16 protein-coding genes are annotated in these 18010 nt (G+C 66.1%); 6 read left to right on the forward strand and 10 right to left on the reverse strand.

The features are described 5' to 3' along the window. Positions 1 to 40: 40 nt before the first annotated feature. The 3 genes from V6F88_RS02105 to V6F88_RS02115 all read right to left on the reverse strand — a co-directional run bounded on the left by V6F88_RS02105 (position 41) and on the right by V6F88_RS02115 (position 3383). The gene (locus V6F88_RS02105; protein WP_332607695.1) at positions 41 to 532 is read right to left on the reverse strand and encodes a glutathione peroxidase; all 492 of its coding nucleotides are present in this window, start codon (positions 530 to 532) and stop codon (positions 41 to 43) included. A gap of 88 nt (positions 533 to 620) precedes the next feature. Then, positions 621 to 1817 carry a DUF1501 domain-containing protein gene (locus tag V6F88_RS02110; protein WP_332607696.1) on the reverse strand — a complete coding sequence of 399 codons (1197 nt, stop codon included), beginning with the start codon at positions 1815 to 1817 and terminating at the stop codon, positions 621 to 623. Between the two features lie 9 nt (positions 1818 to 1826). Continuing rightward, positions 1827 to 3383 carry a DUF1800 domain-containing protein gene (locus V6F88_RS02115; RefSeq protein WP_332607697.1) on the reverse strand — a complete coding sequence of 519 codons (1557 nt, stop codon included), beginning with the start codon at positions 3381 to 3383 and terminating at the stop codon, positions 1827 to 1829. A gap of 236 nt (positions 3384 to 3619) precedes the next feature. Here V6F88_RS02115 and V6F88_RS02120 point away from each other — a divergent pair, with 236 nt between their 5' ends. After that, a complete protein-coding gene (locus V6F88_RS02120) occupies positions 3620 to 3952 on the forward strand; it encodes a tetratricopeptide repeat protein (RefSeq protein WP_332607698.1) in 333 nt (110 codons plus the stop codon). Between the two features lie 26 nt (positions 3953 to 3978). Here V6F88_RS02120 and phrB read toward each other — a convergent pair whose 3' ends face one another. Further along, positions 3979 to 5400: a deoxyribodipyrimidine photo-lyase gene (gene phrB, locus V6F88_RS02125; protein WP_332607699.1), complete on the reverse strand. Its 1422-nt coding sequence runs from the start codon at positions 5398 to 5400 to the stop codon at positions 3979 to 3981. A gap of 354 nt (positions 5401 to 5754) precedes the next feature. Here phrB and V6F88_RS02130 point away from each other — a divergent pair, with 354 nt between their 5' ends. Next, a complete protein-coding gene (locus tag V6F88_RS02130) occupies positions 5755 to 7206 on the forward strand; it encodes a CoA transferase (RefSeq protein ID WP_332607700.1) in 1452 nt (483 codons plus the stop codon). Between the two features lie 75 nt (positions 7207 to 7281). Here the strand turns inward: V6F88_RS02130 and V6F88_RS02135 are convergent, their stop codons facing one another. The 6 genes from V6F88_RS02135 to V6F88_RS02160 all read right to left on the reverse strand — a co-directional run bounded on the left by V6F88_RS02135 (position 7282) and on the right by V6F88_RS02160 (position 13042). After that, positions 7282 to 7830 (reverse strand): peroxiredoxin, encoded by a 549-nt coding sequence (locus tag V6F88_RS02135; protein WP_332607701.1) that lies wholly within the window; start codon positions 7828 to 7830, stop codon positions 7282 to 7284. 85 nt (positions 7831 to 7915) lie between these two features. Beyond that, positions 7916 to 9466 carry an adenylate cyclase gene (locus V6F88_RS02140; protein ID WP_332607702.1) on the reverse strand — a complete coding sequence of 517 codons (1551 nt, stop codon included), beginning with the start codon at positions 9464 to 9466 and terminating at the stop codon, positions 7916 to 7918. Between the two features lie 33 nt (positions 9467 to 9499). Continuing rightward, a complete protein-coding gene (locus V6F88_RS02145) occupies positions 9500 to 9661 on the reverse strand; it encodes a hypothetical protein (RefSeq protein WP_332608970.1) in 162 nt (53 codons plus the stop codon). A gap of 258 nt (positions 9662 to 9919) precedes the next feature. Then, on the reverse strand, positions 9920 to 10327 hold the full coding sequence (locus V6F88_RS02150) for a DoxX family protein (RefSeq protein ID WP_332607703.1): 408 nt from the start codon (positions 10325 to 10327) through the stop codon (positions 9920 to 9922). A 244-nt stretch (positions 10328 to 10571) separates the two neighbouring features. Further along, a complete protein-coding gene (gene dbpA / locus V6F88_RS02155; protein ID WP_046806836.1) occupies positions 10572 to 11960 on the reverse strand; it encodes an ATP-dependent RNA helicase DbpA in 1389 nt (462 codons plus the stop codon). A 323-nt stretch (positions 11961 to 12283) separates the two neighbouring features. Beyond that, positions 12284 to 13042 carry an IclR family transcriptional regulator gene (locus V6F88_RS02160; protein ID WP_332607704.1) on the reverse strand — a complete coding sequence of 253 codons (759 nt, stop codon included), beginning with the start codon at positions 13040 to 13042 and terminating at the stop codon, positions 12284 to 12286. A gap of 192 nt (positions 13043 to 13234) precedes the next feature. On the opposite strand from V6F88_RS02160, the gene xsc reads away from it, so the two are divergent. The 4 genes from xsc to V6F88_RS02180 all read left to right on the forward strand — a co-directional run bounded on the left by xsc (position 13235) and on the right by V6F88_RS02180 (position 17953). Beyond that, a complete protein-coding gene (gene xsc / locus V6F88_RS02165) occupies positions 13235 to 15046 on the forward strand; it encodes a sulfoacetaldehyde acetyltransferase (RefSeq protein WP_332607705.1) in 1812 nt (603 codons plus the stop codon). Between the two features lie 33 nt (positions 15047 to 15079). Continuing rightward, positions 15080 to 16012: a bifunctional enoyl-CoA hydratase/phosphate acetyltransferase gene (locus V6F88_RS02170; protein WP_332607706.1), complete on the forward strand. Its 933-nt coding sequence runs from the start codon at positions 15080 to 15082 to the stop codon at positions 16010 to 16012. Positions 16013 to 16137: 125 nt separating this feature from the next. Next, positions 16138 to 16530, forward strand: coding sequence for a nuclear transport factor 2 family protein (locus V6F88_RS02175; RefSeq protein ID WP_332607707.1), 393 nt, complete (start codon positions 16138 to 16140; stop codon positions 16528 to 16530). A gap of 7 nt (positions 16531 to 16537) precedes the next feature. Then, positions 16538 to 17953, forward strand: a complete 1416-nt coding sequence (locus tag V6F88_RS02180; RefSeq protein WP_442880129.1) for an NAD(P)/FAD-dependent oxidoreductase — start codon at positions 16538 to 16540, stop codon at positions 17951 to 17953. Positions 17954 to 18010: the final 57 nt, after the last annotated feature.

An 18010-nucleotide genomic window follows, 5' to 3' on the forward strand; every position in this document is an offset into this window, starting at 1 on the left:
GGGGACGTGCCAAGCCTCGCCCTTACGCCGAGCCTCGGTCTTACACCGGCGCCGACAACGCCCGCGCCACGTCGTCCTTCAAACCCGCCGGCGTGTCGGTGGGCGCGTAGCGCTTGATGACCTGCCCATCCCGGCCCACCAGGAATTTGGTGAAGTTCCACTTGATGCCTTCGGTGCCGAAGACGCCGGGCTTTTCGCCCTTTAGCCAGCGGTACAGCGGATGCGCGTCGGCCCCGTTGACGTCGATCTTGGCAAAGAGCGGAAAGCTGATGTCGTACTGCGTGGCGCAGAAATTGCGGATTTCGGCTTCGTCGCCCGGTTCCTGATGGCCGAATTGGTCGCACGGAAAGCCCAGCACCGTGAAGCCGTCGTCGCGCAGTGAGCGGTACAGCTCTTCCAGCCCCGAGTATTGCGGCGTGAAGCCGCATTTGGATGCCACGTTGACCACCAGCAGCACACGGCCGCGATACGTGTCCAGGGATTGATCCACCCCATGTATGTCGCGGGCGGTGAAATCGAAAATCGTGCTCATGCGGGCTCCTGTGTCAGGCGTTGCGACGCGGGCGCGTCGGTGCGCCAATTGGCTCGTGGAGTGTAGCGCCGCGTGCGCATGCCGGGTATCAGACCAATCCGAGATCCACGGGCGCCACGCCGGGGAACACCTGCGCCAGGCGGGCCTTGTCCAGCCCGTACAAGCGCGAGAACAGGCCGGCGAACACGGCGCGGTATTCGTTCAGCACGGGGTAGTCGCGGTCCTGGAACAGCGTGTCGTGCCGGACCGGCACCTGGCGTCCGGCAATCCGGCCACCGCGCACGTTTCCGCCCATCACCCAGTACACGGTGCCGTGGCCGTGGTCCGTGCCCTTGTTGCCGTTTTCGCGAAACGTGCGGCCAAATTCGCTGATGACCACGACGGTGGTCTGGCCCCAGGCCGAGCCCATCGCGTCGGCATAGGCGGCCAGCGCGCGGCCCAACTGGGCCAGCCGGCCGGCCAAAGCGCCCGTGGCGGCGCCTTGGCCGACGTGCGTGTCCCAGCCGCCCACGTCCACAAACCCGACGTTGTAGCGGTCGGTCATGAAGCGGGCGATGCGGCGTATTTCCTTTTCCAGTTTGTCGGTGGACACCGCGTTGCCGTTGGCGGCCTGCATTTCGGCGTCCAGTTCCTGCCGGGTGGCGCCCATGACGCGCTGGCCTTCGTCCACGGCCGCGTGTAGATCCGTGTCGCGGTACATCGCGGCAATGGCGCGGTGGTCGGCGTCGCTCAAGCGCGATTTTCGATTCGCGCCGCCCAGGTCCACATTGGGCACGCGGGCATCGCCACGCAAAATTTGCGGCACGTCCGCGGTGAAGGCGGCCGGGTGCGAACCCTTGGCGCCCAGCGCCAATGTCAACCGGTTCAAAAACCCCGATCGGTAATTGCCATCCTTGCGGGCGCCTTGGCCCAGCTCGATGCTGTTCTGCGTTTCGAAGTGGCTGCGGGTCAGGTCCTCGGTGCCGGCAAACGGCACAAAGGCCAGCTGCTTGTTGCGGTAGAACGGCAGCAGGCTATCGGCCAGCGCCGGGTGCAGTCCCCAGCCGTCGGCCAGCGGCAGGGCGGCGCCATCACCAGACCCGGGCCTGGCGATGGCAATGCTGGGGCGCGACTCGTAGTAGAAGTCGCTGGACGTGGGCACCAGCAGGCTGGCGGCATCGTATGCGCCGCGCATGAAAACAAGCAGCAAACGGTTGCCCGACGCGGCGGGCGCCGCATACAAGCGGCTGCCGCCCAGCAGCAGCGGGGCGGTGGCCATCATTTGAAGCAAGCGGCGGCGGTCCATCGCGATCTCCTAGCGGCGCATGAATTCTGGCGAGGCCAGCAGGTAGGTATTGGCGTCCACGGGTTTTCCGGCGCGCCCGATGGCGTCTCGCGTGGCGGGCGACAGCGTTGTTGCCAGGTCCGGGTTGGTGTCCAGCAAGGGCGTCGCCTTGGGCAGCGCCACCGGCTCGGGCGCGTCCGCCGTGCGATAAAACGGCTGCGGTGCGGCGGCGATGGCGCGGGCAATTTCAAACCGTTGCGTCATCTGCCCCGAGCCCGCCCAGTCAGACTGCGACAGGGGATAGCCGTCAGGCGTGGGGCGTCGGTACATGCCCTGGCCCATCTGTTGCAGCATCGACAACACCGCCTTGGGATTGCGGATGGGCGGCATGTCTGCATAGGTCAATCGCAAAGCAGAAAACACGTAATGCACCGGGTCCTTGAACACGCCGGCCTTCAAGGACTTGGCGAATTCCGGCGAGGCGAGCAGCGTTTGCAGCGTGGCCGCGATATCGCCATCTTGCGCCAGGAAGGTTTTAGCCATGCGCACCACCAACGCGGGCGGCGGCGATTCCCCCACGAAGTAGGCGGCCAGTTTTGTGCTGATAAAGCGCGCCGTCGCCGGATGGCGCGCCAGCAGGTCGATGGCCTGATCGACTTCGTCCCAGCCGCCGCCGCGAATGGTGTGGCCCAGGAACACCTTGTCGCCGCCATCATGGCGGGCGGGGTTGAACAGGAACAGCCCGTCTTGAACCAGTTCGCCGCGAAGGCCGGGTTTTACCTTGGGCGGCTTGTCGCTGTTATGCACGCCCAGGCCGGTCAGGATGCGCGCCAGTTCCTGCACATCTTTCTGCGTGTAGCCGCCGCCCACGCCCAGCGTGTGCAGCTCCATGATTTCGCGCGCGTAGTTTTCGTTGATGTGCCCCGCCACATTGCGCGTGTTGTCCAGGTACACCAGCATGGCGGGCGACCTGACGGTGGCGCGCAGCATGTCGCGGAATTTGCCCAGCGCGTGCGGGCGAATGGCGCGTTCTTCGTATTGCGGCAGATACGTGCCTACGTCGCCTTTGCCCGCGAACACATTGAAGTGGTTCATCCAGAACCACGTCATCTGCTCCTGCAAGGGGGTGGGCGAATACAGCGCGCGCCACACGGCGCGGCTGGCGGCGTCCTGGGCGCGCTGTTGCGATATCGCGCGCGCTTCGCGCTGCGCTTGCAGCTTGGCTTGCGGATCCAGGTCGCGTGCATCCTGGCGCAACTTGCGCTGCCGCGCCTGGGCGTCCTGTTCCGATTCCTGGTTGATGGACAGCGCGTCAATGGCGGACTGCACGGCCGCGGGCAGGCGCGCGCGCGGGTCCGGGTGCAATTGGGCTTGCAGGTAGGGCTGCACGCCCATCTGGTGAATGCGGGCAAGCTCGGCGGGCGTGGCGCCCCAGGTGATGCGGTTGACCAAGGCGGCTTCATGACCGCGCGTGTCTTCTTGCGGCGCAGTGGCCGCGGCAGGGAAAGCAGCGGCCGCTGCCACGCTCGCCAGCGCCAGGCACAGCATCGGCACGAGTTTGGTCAGCCGCATTCGTAATCGCATCATGAGGCAAAACCCTTAATGGGCAATAAGCGGTGTGACAGGATAATCCTCGGAACATTCCCGCGTCGGGCATCTTGAAACGCGGGGAAACCGCAATTTTCAGTTGGCCGCCAACCCGGCACGCGCTGGGGCCATTGGCACGCTTGGCCGCGCCGCGTCCTATCATGGCCGTTTGCCGTCAAATCGATGCACAAGACGATGCACAAGACGATGCACAACCCAAAAGCAGGAGCGCGCCGATGGAAGGAATGATCGAACGCCTGGAGGCGATGTTGGCCAAGGGCACCGACAATATGTTGCTGCGGTTTTCGCTAGGCAAGGCCTATGCCGAACAAGACAGCTTTGAAAAAGCCGAAACCCATTTGCGCGCGGCATTGGAATTCGACCCCGCGTATTCCGTTGCGTGGAAATGGCTGGGCAAAGCCTGCCTGGGGCGGGGCGATACGAACGAGGCCCGCGCGGCGTGGGAACGCGGTGTGGCGGCCGCCCAGGCGCGCGGCGACAAGCAGGTCGAAAAGGAATTGCAGGTGTTTATCAAGCGCCTGGACAAGCAGGCGGCGCCGGGTTCGTGATCGGCCATGCGCCGTCCTGGATTCAGTCAAGCCACCGCCGGCAAATTCCCAAACGCTTCCAACGCGCGCAAGCGGCTTTGTGCCAGGTCCACGATAGGCATCGGGTAGCTCGCCGCCGCACGCTCCATCGGGCTGGGGTCGTGGATGGCCTTATCGTCCAGGTCGGCCAGTTCAGGCAACCATTCGCGCAGGAACACGCCGCGCGGATCGAAGCGGCGTGATTGCGATAGCGGGTTGAAGACGCGGAAGTACGGCACGGCGTCGGCGCCCGTGGACGCGCTCCATTGCCAGCCGCCGTTGTTGGCCGCCAGGTCGCCGTCCACCAGCTGCGCCATGAACCACGCTTCGCCCAGCCGCCAATCGATCAACAGGTTTTTGGACAAGAACATGGCGGTGACCATGCGCAGCCGGTTGTGCATCCAGCCCAGCGCCAGCAACTGGCGCATGGCCGCGTCCACGATCGGAATACCGGTCCGGCCTTGCTGCCAAGCTTGCAGGTCATCCGGTGCATCGCGCCACGGAACGGCGGCGGTTTCCGGCCTCATCGGCTGATGCATGGCCAGCGAAGGGTAGGCGGCCAGCAGGTGCAGATAGAACTCGCGCCACAGCAGTTCGTTGATCCACGTGGCCGCGCCCGCCTTGCCACTATCGATCTCGCCATGGTTGGACGCCAGCGCCGCGCGCAGCGCCTGGCCGGGCGACAGCACGCCGGCCGCCAGGTAGGGCGACAGGCAACTGGTCGCGGGCAGGGAGGGAAAATCGCGTTCTTCCTTATAGGCGTCGATGATGCCGTCGGTGAAGGCGTCCAGCCGGTCTCCGGCGGCGGTTTCGCCGGCGGGCCATAGCGCGCGCACGGCGTCGCTGGGGGCGGCAAAGCCGTCGAAGGCGTCGGGCAACGGGTCGGCGGCCCAGTCTGGCGGGGTTTGTGGGCGGGGGGCAGGCAACGCCATGATCGGCGCCGTGCGTAGCCGGTCGCGGCAGGTGCGCGCATAGGGCGTGTACACGCGATAGCAGTCGCCCTTGCCGGTGGTCACGGTGCCCGGGCGCAGCAGGGTCGCGCCGTGATGCAGTGTCCAGTCCACGCCGATGCCGTCCAGCGCGGCGGCAACCGCGGCGTCGCGGCGGCGTTCGTTGATCGCCCATTCGGTGTTGGCGTGCACCTGCGAAATGCCGTGCGCCTGGCAGAAATCGGCAATGGCCTGGGGCGCCTGGCTCCAGTCCGACACGGTCAGCAGTTTCAGCGGAATGCCGCGTTCGCCCAGGTCGCGCGACAGTTCACGCAGGTTGCGCAACCAGAAATCCACCTTGGCCGGCGCGTCGCCATGCAGGCGCCACTGCTTGGGCGCGGCCAGAAACAACGCGGTCACCGTGCCATTTTCACGGGCGGCCGCCAGCGCGGGGTTGTCGTGCATGCGCAGGTCGGTGCGCAGCCAGAGCAGCGTATTCATGGAAGGCAATCCCAGGCAAAAGTGGGCGGGCGGGCGTTACCCGCGGCGAGGCTGGCATTCTATATTGGCCCGCGGCACGGAAGCCGCATGGAAGACGATGTAAAAACTACGAGTAGATGTGACGGCGCGACGGGGCGGAATGCGCGGGGTCCAAGCGGCATTGCGCGCGGCACGCGGGATGCGCCGTCCGCCCGGGCAGCGGGGGAGGCCGGACGGCATTCCGGCAAGGGCGCCAAGACGGTTCGGCAGGCGCGTAGCGGTCAAACCATGAAACACGCTGGCGCGAGGTTTGTATTGACGCGCCCGGGCCGCCGCCATGTAATCGATTCAACGACTGAAAAAAAGTTGAACGCTATGGGAAATCTGATGGACCTTCGCCCGTCCTTTCTACGGGGACGCACATCCGCCGCCACGACATCGCGCGACGTTCTGCAAAGGTTGTGGCGTTCTTTCGATTTACCCGACGAGTCCCTTGAACACGTGATGCTGACAGGCGCCGAACCGGTGCTGCCGTCTTCGTTCGCGGTGGGGACGGCGGCGCAGACCAGCATGGCCGCGGCGGCGCTGGCCGCAGCCGAACTCTGGCACCTGCGCGGCGGCGCGCGCCAGCAGGTCAGCGTAGACATGCTGCACGCGGCGCAGGAATGCCGCAGCCACTTCACCATCAATGGCGTCACGCCCAATATCTGGGACCCCATCAGCGGGGTGTACCAGTGTGGCGACGGGGGCTGGGTGCGCATCCATGCCAACTTTGCCCACCATCGAGACGGCGCGCTGGCGTTGTTGGGCTGTCCCGTTGGCGAGGGCACCACGCGCGACGTGGTGCAAGCGGCGTTAAGCCGCTGGAAAGCGCTGGACTTCGAACAGGTGGCCGCTGACGCGGGCCTGGTGGTGGCCGCCATGCGCAGCTTTGACGAATGGGATCGCCATCCGCAAGGCCAGGCCGTTGCCGCGCAACCCCTGATGACCATCGAGCGTATCGGCGACGCCGACCCGCGTCCCTTGCCCAAGTATGGGCACGACGCCCGGCCGCTGAAAGACATCCGCGTGCTGGACTTGACGCGCATCATCGCCGGCCCCGTGTGTGGCCGCGCGCTGGCCGCTTACGGCGCCGACGTGATGCTGGTGAACTCACCGCAGTTGCCCAACATCGACAACATCATCGACACCAGCCGGGGCAAGCTCTCGGTGCTGGCTGACCTGGACACGGCCGACGGCCGTATCGCGCTGGGCAACCTGCTGCGCAGCGCCCATGTGTTTGTGCAGGGCTATCGGCCGGGCGGGATGGCGGCGCTGGGCTTCGGGCCGGAAGACGCCGCGCGCATCCGCCCGGGCATCGTGTATGTGTCGCTATCGGCCTATGGCAACGTGGGCCCGTGGGCCAACCGCCGGGGTTTCGACTCGCTGGTGCAGACCGCCACCGGCTTTAACCACGCCGAAGCGCAGGCAGCCGGCCAGGAAACGCCCAAGCCCTTGCCGATGCAGATTCTTGACCATGCCTCGGGCTACCTGATGGCGTTTGGCGCGCAGGTGGCGTTGGCGCGGCAAGCAACAGAAGGTGGCAGCTGGCACGTGCGGGTGTCGCTGGCGCAGACGGCGCATTGGTTGCGCGGGATGGGCAGGGTGGAAGGCGGGCTGGACTGCCGCATGCCGGACTTTGACGGCTTGCTGGAAACGGAAGCGTCGGGTTTTGGCGAATTGGTGGCGGTGCGCCATGGCGCGCGCTTTTCCGAAACGCCGGCTCGTTGGACTCGCCCGTCCAGCCCGCCGGGCACGCATCCGACGGTGTGGCCGTTTAACACGTAGGACGTCCCGCGCTTATGGCCGGAAAAAACGAAGGCGCCGTGCGGCGCCTTTTTTCTTGCTTGCTGAAGTCGCTTCTTACTTGGCCTTTTCCTGCTTGGTCTTCCAGTCGCGCAGCGCGCGCATGGTGTTCGTCACATGCGACTCGGGGTTCATATCGGTGAATTCATACAGGATCTTGCCTTGCGGTGAAATCACGTAGGAAATCCGCTGCGCGTATTCCGGGCGCTTGTCGTGCACGGCGTCATACGACTTCATGATCTTGCCATCGGCATCCGCGGCCACCGCAAACTTGCCACGGCATTCACTGACCGAGAACTTGTTCAGCGTGTCGATGTTGTCGGTAGATACGCCAATGACGGTGGCCCCCAGCGACTTGTATTCGTCCGTGGCTTCGGCAAAGTTGTGGGCCTCGATGGTGCAGCCCTGCGTGAAGGCGGCGGGAAAGAAATACAGGACGACCGGGCCTTGCTTTAGCGCGTCGTTCAACTTGAACGTGAAGACCTTGCCGCCCAGCGAGGCGTCTGTGCTGAAATCGGGCGCGGGCGCGCCCACGTTCAAGGCGGCGTGGGCGGATGCGGCGGCCAGCAGGCCGCAGAGCATCAGGCTAGAAACAAGGCGCTTCATGGAAGTCTCCAATAATCAATCGTTGGGCGCGCGGCGGGTGGCGGCAAGTGGCCTACTGTAGTCCGCGTGCGGCGCAGGGTCCAGTTCAGTCACGGTTGGGGCCACCGCCTCTGCCACCGCCATCGCCGCTACCGCCCGGTTGCCGCTGCGGCTGCTCGCGCGCCTGCTGTTGCCGCGCCTGTTGCTGTTCGCGGCCTTGTTGCTGGCGGGCTTGTTGCTGTTGCTGCTCACGCGCCTGTTGTTCACGCGCCTGCTGCTGACGGCCTTGCTGCTGTTCACGGGCCTGTTGCTGGCGCACCTGCTGTTGCTGTTGATCGCGGGCCTGTTGCTGACGGGCCTGTTGTTGCTGTTGCTGCTGCTGTTCGCGCGCCTGTTGCTGACGCACTTGCTGTTGTTCGCGATCTTGCTGCTGCTGGCGCGCCTGCTGATCCCGCGCCTGTTGCTGACGGGATTGCTGTTGCGCTTGTTGTTGCGCTTGTTGTTGATCACGCTGTTGCTGCGCGCGCTGCTGTTGATCGCGTTGCTGCTGACTTCGCTGCTGTTGGTCCCGCTGTTGGTCCCGCTGTTGAATCTGCTGCTGGACCCGCTCCACGTCCCGCTGCTGCACGTCTCTTTGCTGGCGATCACGCTGCTGCTGATCCCGCTGCTGCTGATCCCGCTGCGGATTTCGCTGTTGAATCTGCTGCTGGACCCGCTCTACATCCCGCTGCTGCACATCCCGTTGCGCCTGCGTCCCGATCACGGTCTGGCCCGGGCCTCGGCCTTGGTCCGGCCTATTCGGGTTCCCGCGATTCGGGTCGGGGCGGTTGTTGTCACCACCCGGTCGGCCACCTTGTGGCCCGCGACCGTTATCGGGGTGATCCACAAACGCCTGCGGCGGGCGGCCCTTGTTGTGGTCGTAGAACTGCGCGCGGTTATTGCCCGCTTCACGCACGTAGTTGCGCTGTATGTCGGTCGGCGGCGCATGGCGGTCGTTGCGGGCGGCCAGCTCGCGCGGGTCCGCCGCGCGCCGGATGCCGTTCGGCCCGCCGTGATAGCTGACGCGGCGGTTGTCGATGTTGTTGACGACCACGGTGTGGTTATAGACGTTGGTGACCCGCGTGACGTTTACGTTCGTCACCGAACGGTTGTAGTAGAAGCGGTCACGCTTCCAGTAACCGCCCACATAGCCCAGGCCGACATAGCCGAAGCCATAGTTGATGCCGCCATAGAACCCCACGTGGGGGCCCCAGTAACCGGGGCTCCATACGTACAGCCCATTGGAGAACCCCCAGTATCCGGGCGTCCACAACGCGCCGTTATAGGGCGCCAGCACCCAGGCGCCGGGCACCCAGAAAAAGCCGTAGCGGTTGCGGCTCCAGTAGCCAGGCACCCACAGATAACCGTCGGCCGGGGCAGGCGGCTGCACATACTGGGGCAAGGGCGGCGGGGGTTCGGGGCTGCGGTCCACCAGCGCAAGATTCGCGGATGCGGGGTCGCCGCCATCGTAGTCGGGGGCGCCGGGCGCTCCCGGCGGGGGCGGCGGGGCGTCGTAGGTTTGCGCCACGGCGGCGCTGCCCGTCGCCAGCAAGGACACGGCAAGAGCGATGTGGGCGGCGGCAGGCCGCAGGCGGGAAATCCGGGTCAGGGGCGTCATGGCAGTTCCTTCAGGACGCGTCGACGGCGACGGTCAATAACCGCGGTAGTAATGCGGCGCGGGATACGCCGGGTAGTAATAGTGCGGTGTGTAATACACCGGCGCCTGGCGATAGTAAGCCGGGCGGGCCGGCACCACGACGCATCCGCTCAGCATGCTGGCCATCACCATCATCAACAAAAGGCTCTTCTTCATGTTCTTGACTCCCTACCTGCGCCAGGCGTGTCATACGCCCTTGCTGCGCTGGTAAGGATTAGGCCATACCGGATGGCAGTCGTTCGCCTCTTGTAATCGATCCGAAACAGCTTTCGCGTGACCGATGTTTGCGCCTGCGTGACGGCGCATGTCGTTGGTATCAAACGTTGCGGAAATAAGAACGGGGCCGCCATGGCGACCCCGTTTTGCGTCACGCCACGTCACGCCGCGTAACGGCGATGGCGGCGTTGGCGGCGATCAGTTCCAGCGTCCGCCGTTACCGGCCAGGCTGAAACGGCCGGCGCCCATGAAGGCCAGCGCCAGCGCGGCGAACAGGAACATGCCTTGCAGTTCCAGGGCCCAGCCGCCATTGTTCGTCATGCTGCTGAGCTGCCCGGTGTGCGCCAGCAAGATGGCAACCACCATATTGATGGCGATGATCAGGCCACCCAGGCGCGTGTAGACGCCAACGATGAGCAGAACGGGCGCGATGATCTCGCCCACGTAAACGCCATAGGCCAGAAAGCCCGGCAGGCCGTGCGAAGACAGCATGCCGCTGATGCCGGTAACGCCATTGCCCATCAGTTTGGACAAGCCGTGCAGCAGAATCAGGATGCCCAAAGCCAGGCGCAGGATCAGCTTGCCGGTATCGTCGGACTTGATCATGGTGAGTTTCTCTTGTGATGGTTAAAGGGGGACAAGGCTTCGTTGGAACCCACCGCGAACCATTGGTTCCAAGCCCACACCGCCGCGCATCCGACGGGGCGGCTGCGTCAAGCGGCGCCATTATGGCAAATGCCCTGCAAAATCATCAAGCTTTCGTCACGTACCGGCGGTAATTGCCAGCGGTAATGCCATGCGGGACTTCTGCCGATAAATTACCGCGGGGTATATCGAACCCTGCCAATAATCAGAATTCCTCAAGAAAGCGCATACGGAAGCGCCGGCCTTTGATGTTGCTGTTGGACACGCGCGAAAACGCCTGTTTGGCAATCTGGCGGTCCAGCGCCACGTAGGCGTTGAATTCCGTGATATTGATCTTGCCCACCTGTTCAAACGTCAGCCCGCCGTCACCGGTCAGGGCGCCCAGCAGGTCGCCCGGGCGCAGCTTGTCTTTCTTGCCGCCCTGGATGCACAGCGTGACCATGGGCGCGCGCAAGGGACGGTCGGCCTTGGGTTTCAGGGATTTGATGTCGCCCCACTTCAAGGGCGAGCCCTGGTATTGCTCAACCAGATTGGCCCAGCGCATTTCGTCGGGCGAACACAGGCTTAGCGCCAAGCCCTTCTGGTCGCCCCGGCCACTGCGGCCGATGCGGTGCACGTGCACTTCGGTGTCCTTGGTGACGTCCACATTGATGACGGCGCCCAGGTTCTGGATGTCCAGGCCACGGGCCGCCACGTCGGTCGCCACCAACACGGCGCAGCTTTGGTTGGCGAACTGGATCAGGATTTCGTCGCGTTCGCGCTGTTCCAGGTCCCCGTTAAGCGCTTGCGCGCTGATGCCGTCGGCTTGCAGGCGTTCCACCAGGTCGTGGCTGCGGACCTTGGTATTGCAGAACGCCAGCGTGGACACGGGGCGGTAATGCGCCAACAGGCGCGCCACGGCGTCCAGGCGGTCTTTTTCGTCGATTTCAAAGAAGATCTGTTCGATGCGGCTGGCGTCGTGCTGCGCCTCGACCTTGACCTCGGCGGGGTTGCGCAGAAACCGCGCGCTAAGCTTGCGGATGTTGTCGGGGTAGGTGGCCGAGAACAGCAGCGTCTGGCGCTTGGTGGGGCAGTGCGAGGCAATGGCCACGATGTCGTCGTAGAAACCCATGTCGACCATGCGGTCGGCTTCGTCCAGCACCAGCGTGGTCAGGCCGGCCAGGTCCAGGCTGCCGCGTTCCAGATGGTCTTGGATACGTCCGGGCGTGCCCACCACCAGGTGCGCGCCGCGCGCCAGCGATTCGGCTTGCGGGCGGGCAGGGGCGCCGCCGCACAGCGTCAAAATCTTCACGTTGGGAATCAGGCGCGCCAGGCGGCGCAGTTCCTGCGCTACCTGGTCGGCCAATTCGCGGGTGGGGCACACCAGCAACGCTTGCGGCGCCAGGCGCGTGGGGTCCAGCTTTTGCAGCACGCCTAGGCCAAATGCCGCGGTCTTGCCGCTGCCGGTCTTGGCTTGCGCGATGATGTCGCGGCCTTCCAAAATCAGCGGCAGGCTTTGCGCCTGGATAGGCGTCATCTGCTCGAACCCCAGGCTTTGCAGGTTATCAAGCAGGGCGGGCAGAAGGGGAAGGGTGGAAAAGGGCGTGTTGGTCACAATAGGGCGGTTCGCAAAAACCGCGAAAAAACGGAGTCGACCGACAGTGTAAGCCCTGGAATGGGCGGACCCTAGCGCCAGCCCAGCCCAGCCCAGCCCAGCCCAGCCCAGCCCAGCCCAGCCCAGCCCAGCCCAGCCCCAGCCCCAGCCCCAGCCCCAGCCCCAGCCCCAGCCCAGCCCAGCCAGCCAAGCCCAGCCCAAGGGCCAGCCCAGCCAGCCAAGCCCCAGCCCAAGGGCCAGCCCAGCCAGCCAAGCCCAGCCCCAAGGGCAGCCCGCAGCCCGTAGCCCCAGCCTTGCCGCTAGCTGTGCCGCCAGCCCAGCCGCTACGCTTCAGCGTCGTAGGTGCCGGCCAGCGCGCGGGCGGCCTCCTGCATGCGGGGCAGCCAGCCGCGCGCCCCGTCGATGGACAAGCGGGCCACCGGCGCGTGCAGCGCCACGGCGGCGATCACGCGCGAGCCACGCAGGATGGGCACGGCCATGCAGACGATGCCCAGCAGGAATTCCTCGCGGTCAAAGCTGGCGCCTTCCTTCTTGATGGCGCGCAGCTCGTCCTCCAGCGCGCCCACCTCGCACAGCGTGTTGGGCGTGTAACGCGGCAAGGGCGCGGCGGCCAACAGGCGCGCGCGCGCCTCGCGCCGCATGTGCGCCAGAAACAGCTTGCCGCTGGCCGAACAGTGCAGCGGCACGCGCGAGCCCGTTTGCAGGTTCACCCGCAGCGGCCAGGCGGTTTCCACGCGATCCAGGTAGATGACTTCGTCGCCGTCCAGCATGGTGCAGTTACAGGTTTCGCCAATTTCGTCGACCAGGCTGTCCAGGATGCGATGGCGTTCACCGCGCAAGGGGGAATTAAGCAACGTGTCTCGCGCCAGGGCGCTAAGCCGAGGGCCGCTGACATAGCTCTTGCCCGCCGGTTCGCGTAGCAGCATCCCGGCTTCGACCAGCCGCGTCAGGATGCGCAGCACCGATGGCTTGGGCAGGCCCGTGGCGTCGGTCAGGGCGGCCAGCGACACCGGCGCGTCGGACCGGGCCACCTGTTCCAACAGGGTCAGCGCGCGCAGCGCGGCGGAGGATTCGTCTTTCATCTTCCAATATTTGCAGATTCAGCTGCCAGGGCGCCCTCGGCGTACGGATTTTGCAGAAAATGGAACGCAGTGGGATGGGAAACGCGGGATTTCTCCGGCAGTATCGATTCACCCCGGCCATGATGCAAGCACGATGCAGGCAACCGCCCCGCGTGCCACCTCCCACAGCGCCGGCCTGCCAGGAGAGAGACCATGAGCAGCAAGCAACACATGACCCCCAGTGAAGCGTTCGTTGAAACGTTGGTCGCGCAGGGCGTCAAGGACGTATTCGGCATCGTTGGTTCAGCCTTCATGGACGCGCTGGACTTGTTTCCCGCCGCCGGCATCCGCTTCGTGCCCACCGTGCACGAGCAGGGCGCCGCCCACATGGCCGACGGCTATTCGCGCGTGACCGGCCGCCACGGCGTGTGCATCGCCCAGAACGGGCCGGGCATCACCAACTTCGTCACCGGCGTGGCCGCCGCCTACTGGGCGCACAGCCCCGTCGTGGCGATCACGCCCGAAACCGGCACGGCCGGCATGGGCCTGGGCGGCTTTCAGGAAACCGAGCAGCTGCCCATTTTTTCGCGCATCACCAAGTACCAGGCGCACGTGAACCGGCCGGATCGCATGGCGGAATTCACCGCCAAGGCGTTTGACAACGCGATGGCCGAACGCGGCCCGACGCAGCTGAACATCCCGCGCGATTACTTCTACGGCGAGATCGACGTTGCCATCCCCGAGCCGCGCCGCGTGCGCCGTGGGCCAGGCGCCGAAGAAGACCTGGAAGCGGCGGCCCGGCTGCTGGCCGAGGCCAAGTTCCCGGTGATCGTGGCCGGCGGCGGCGTGCTGTTTTCCGAGGGCCAGGCGGAATGCGTGGCCTTGGCGGAACTGCTGGGGGCGCCCGTCGTCACCAGCTATCTGCACAACGACGCCTTTCCCGCCAGTCACCCGCTGTGGTGCGGCCCGCTGGGCTATCAAGGGGCCAAGGCCGGCATGAAGCTGCTGTCGCAGGCCGACGTGGTGCTGGCGCTGGGCACGCGGCTGGGGCCGTTTGGCACCTTGCCGCAGCACGGGCTGGACTACTGGCCGCTGGGCGCGCGCATCATCCAGGTGGATGCCGACCACCGCATGCTGGGGCTGGTGCGGCCCGTGTCGGTCGGCATCTGCGGCGACGCCAAGCCCGCCGCCGCTGCGCTGACCGACAAGCTGAAGTCGCGTGACGTCGCCTGCGTGCGCACCAAGGCCGCGCGCGGCGACGACATCGCTTCACAAAAGGCCGCCTGGGAAGCCGAGCTGGATGGCTGGTCGCACGAACGCGACGACTGGAGCCTGGACATCATCGAACAAGGCGGCGGCCGCATGCACCCACGGCGCATGCTGCGCGAACTGGAACGCGCCATGCCCAAGCATGTCATGGTGTCCACCGACATCGGCAACATCTGCTCGGTGTCCAACAGCTATCTGCGCTTTGACGAGCCCAATTCCATGCTGGCCGCCATGAGCTTCGGCAACTGCGGCTACGCGCTGCCGGCGTTGATCGGCGCCAAGCTGGGCCGCCCGGACCGCCCGGCCGTGGCCTATGTGGGCGACGGCGCGTGGTGCATGAGCTTCCAGGAATTGCTGACCTGCGTACGCGAAAAGATCCCGGTCACCGCCGTGGTGTTCCATAACGGCCAGTGGGGCGCGGAAAAGAAAAACCAGGTGGACTTCTACGGCCGCCGCTTCGTGGGCAGCAACCTGCTGAACCCGAATTTTTCCGAGCTGGCGCGCGCCATGGGGGCAGAGGGCATCCGGGTTGAACACGCGGACCAGGTGGGCGCGGCGTTGCAGGCGGCGTGCCGGGCGCAGTCCGAAGGCAAGACCACGGTGCTGGAAATGATGGTCAGCCAAGAGCTGGGCGATCCGTTCCGGCGCGACGCGCTGAAGCAGCCGGTGCGCTTTCTGGACAAGTACAAGCGCTACGTCAATCAACCGTTCCAGGCGGGTGAGGTGCCTTTGCCAATCGACCCGGTGGGGCGTTGAGGCCACCCCCGCCAGACACCAGGAGCCCGCCGTATGGCTAGCGATCAATTGTTCGCGCCGCTGCGCGATGCCGCGCTGTCGGCGGGCCGTCTGCGCACGGCGGTGGCATACCCCATGTCGGCCTCCAGCCTTGAGGCCGCCGTGCAGGCGCAGCGCGCGGGCCACATCGAACCGGTGCTGGTGGGGCCGGCGCGCAAGCTGCTTGATCGCTTGGCGCAGGCGGGCTTGCGGCCGGGGGACTTCGACATCGTCGACACGCCCGACGACGAATGCCTGGCCGCGCAGACGGCGGCCGGACTGGCGCGCGATGGCGCCGTGCAGATGCTGATGAAGGGCAGCCTGCACACCGATCATTTCATGGCGGCCGTGGTGTCGCGCGAATCCGGCTTGCGCACGAACCGGCGCGTCAGCCATGCCTTCGTGATGGGCGTGGCCGCCTACGCCAAGCTATTCATCCTGACGGACGCGGCGGTCAACATCGCGCCCACGCTGATGGAAAAGGCGGACATCGCGCAAAACGCCATCGACCTGGCACAGGCGCTGGGCATCGGGCGGCCCAAGGTGGCGGTGTTGTGCGCCACGGAATCCGTCAACCCCGCCATGCCGGCCACGCTGGACGCCGCGGCTTTGTCCAAGATGGCCGACCGCCAGCAGATACGGGGCGGCGACATCGATGGCCCGCTGGCGTTCGACAACGCCATCTCGCGACAGGCGGCGCAGGAAAAGGGCATTGTGTCGCGCGTGGCGGGCGACGCCGACATCCTGCTGGCGCCCGACATCGAAGCGGGCAACATGCTCTACAAGGAACTGACCTGGCTGGCCGGCGCGGACACCGCCGGGCTGGTGCTGGGCACGCGCGTGCCCGTGCTGCTGACCAGCCGGTCCGATTCCGTACAGGCACGCGTCAACAGCTGCGCCATCGCGGTGCTGCACGCCCGCGCCTTGCTGGCAGCGCGCGACGCTTAGCCGGAAAATTCTGGTGCAAGCGATTTTCCCCGTCTGGTTCTAGACCCTGCCACCCCCGCCACGTACCTTGAGTCCAGACGCCCGCGCGCGCTTGGCCACGGGCATTTCGACACAGGGAGCAGGCAATGCCAAACACCGTCACCGCCGACATGCTGGCCGAATTCGCGGCCGCCTGGAACCGCCACGATATCGATGCGCTGATGCGCTTCATGACGCAGGACTGCGTGTTCGACACCGTCGGCGGGCCGGATGCCTGCGGCAGCCGGCACACGGGGTCGGAAGCTGTCCGCACGGCTTTCGCGGCGGCCTGGAAGAACTTTCCGGATGCGCAATGGAACAACGGCCGGCATTGGGTGGCGGGCGATCGTGGCGTATCGGAATGCACGTTCACGGGGACGGCGGCCGACGGCTCGCGCGTCGAGGCCGACATGGTCGATATCTTCACCTTTCAGGACGGCAAGATCCGCGTGAAGAACGCATTCCGCAAGCAGCGGCCCGCCTTGCCCGCCAGGGCGTGAGACGCGCATGGATACCCAAATGTCCTTCGACACCACGCGCGCGGCCACGGCTGCCGCCCCACGCGTGAACGCCTACAACCCCACGTACGATCCGCTGGTGTCGCCACCCGGCCAGGGGCAGGACTACGCGCCCACCTACTGGGTCGCCACCGCGGGCGCGCCGCCCGAAGACGACGGCCCCATCCAGGGCGACGTGGATGCCGATGTGGTGATCGTGGGCTCGGGCTTTACCGGCCTGTCCGCCGCGCTGACGCTGGCGCGCGATTTCGGCGTGCGCGCGCTGGTGCTGGATGCGAACCGCGCCGTGTGGGGCTGCACCAGCCGCAATGGCGGGCAGGGGCAGAATGCCTCGGGGCGCCTGTACCGGTCGCAATGGATTGCGCGCTGGGGCTTGGATACCGCCAAGCGCCTGGACGCCGAAATCCGCGAAGGCTTCGAGTATTGGAAAAGCCTGGTGGCCCAGGTCGATTGCGACGCGCAGCCCGGCGGGCATCTGTACACCGCGCATCGGCAAAAGAAAATGGCGTTTCTGGCAAACGAGGCGCGCGTCATGCGCGAAGCGTTCGGCTACGACGCCCGCATGCTCAGCCAGGGCGAACTGCGTGAACGCTATGTGCACGATCACGAGGCCGTCGGCGCCATGCACGAACCCGACGGCGTGGGCGTGCATCCCTTGAAGCTGGCCTATGGCTATTTGCGCCAGGCGCGCGCGCTGGGCGTGCGCGTGCACCCGTCCAGCCCGGTGCTGGGCTGGCGCCGCGACAACGGCGCCATCGCGCTGCAAACCCCGGCGGGCGTGGTGCGCGCGCGCCGCGTGGCGTTTGCCACCGGCGGCTACACGGCGCAGGGCATCAACCCGCTGCTGGACAACCGCATCATGCCGGTGCTGTCCAATTCCATGGTCACGCGGGTGCTGACCGACGCCGAACGCGCGGCTGCCGGCCTGAAAAGCACCGTGTTCATCACCGACACCCGCACCTTGCGGTTCTACTATCGCCTGCTGCCCGACGGCCGCATGCAGATCGGCAGCCGCAGCGCCTTGCGCGGCGCCGACGCCCAGCACCCGCGCCACCTGGCCTTGCTGCGCGAAGGGCTGGCGCGCAAGTTTCCGTCGCTGCGTGATGTCGAGGTGGCGTATTCGTGGTGGGGCTGGGTCGACGTCAGCCACGACATGATGCCGCGCGTAACGCAGCCCGACCCGTCCCAGCCCGTGTACTACGCCTTTGGCTACGGCGGCAACGGCGTGGCGTTCTCGGCCCAGGCCGGCAAGCGGCTGGCCCAGCGGATGATGGGCCAGGACGGCGCGCCGTGGAACCTGCCGATCTACGATTCCCCGCTGCCCGGGCACCTGTTCGCCCCGTTCAGGCGGTTGGGGCAGGGGCTGCTGTATCGCTGGTATCACCTGCGGGACGAGCATCTGTAGCATGCACGGGTGTCGTGCATCGGTGGCAGGCCCCCGTAGCGTGCAACCTGAACCGCG

The organism is Achromobacter sp. ESBL13 (assembly GCF_036668755.1).
Taxonomy (GTDB): domain Bacteria; phylum Pseudomonadota; class Gammaproteobacteria; order Burkholderiales; family Burkholderiaceae_B; genus Achromobacter.

Bases quoted from the DNA above. Each gene is read 5' to 3' on its own strand.
- V6F88_RS02150 (WP_332607703.1), bottom strand. From the start codon at position 10,327: ATGATCAAGTCCGACGATACCGGCAAGCTGATCCTGCGCCTGGCTTTG.
- V6F88_RS02160 (WP_332607704.1), bottom strand. From the start codon at position 13,042: ATGAAAGACGAATCCTCCGCCGCGCTGCGCGCGCTGACCCTGTTGGAA.
- V6F88_RS02120 (WP_332607698.1), top strand. From the start codon at position 3,620: ATGGAAGGAATGATCGAACGCCTGGAGGCGATGTTGGCCAAGGGCACC.
- xsc (WP_332607705.1), top strand. From the start codon at position 13,235: ATGAGCAGCAAGCAACACATGACCCCCAGTGAAGCGTTCGTTGAAACG.
- V6F88_RS02180 (WP_442880129.1), top strand. From the start codon at position 16,538: ATGGATACCCAAATGTCCTTCGACACCACGCGCGCGGCCACGGCTGCC.
- V6F88_RS02140 (WP_332607702.1), bottom strand. From the start codon at position 9,466: ATGACGCCCCTGACCCGGATTTCCCGCCTGCGGCCTGCCGCCGCCCAC.
- phrB (WP_332607699.1), bottom strand. From the start codon at position 5,400: ATGAATACGCTGCTCTGGCTGCGCACCGACCTGCGCATGCACGACAAC.
- V6F88_RS02130 (WP_332607700.1), top strand. From the start codon at position 5,755: ATGGGAAATCTGATGGACCTTCGCCCGTCCTTTCTACGGGGACGCACA.
- V6F88_RS02105 (WP_332607695.1), bottom strand. From the start codon at position 532: ATGAGCACGATTTTCGATTTCACCGCCCGCGACATACATGGGGTGGAT.
- V6F88_RS02145 (WP_332608970.1), bottom strand. From the start codon at position 9,661: ATGAAGAAGAGCCTTTTGTTGATGATGGTGATGGCCAGCATGCTGAGC.
- V6F88_RS02110 (WP_332607696.1), bottom strand. From the start codon at position 1,817: ATGGACCGCCGCCGCTTGCTTCAAATGATGGCCACCGCCCCGCTGCTG.
- V6F88_RS02135 (WP_332607701.1), bottom strand. From the start codon at position 7,830: ATGAAGCGCCTTGTTTCTAGCCTGATGCTCTGCGGCCTGCTGGCCGCC.
- V6F88_RS02115 (WP_332607697.1), bottom strand. From the start codon at position 3,383: ATGATGCGATTACGAATGCGGCTGACCAAACTCGTGCCGATGCTGTGC.
- V6F88_RS02175 (WP_332607707.1), top strand. From the start codon at position 16,138: ATGCCAAACACCGTCACCGCCGACATGCTGGCCGAATTCGCGGCCGCC.
- V6F88_RS02170 (WP_332607706.1), top strand. From the start codon at position 15,080: ATGGCTAGCGATCAATTGTTCGCGCCGCTGCGCGATGCCGCGCTGTCG.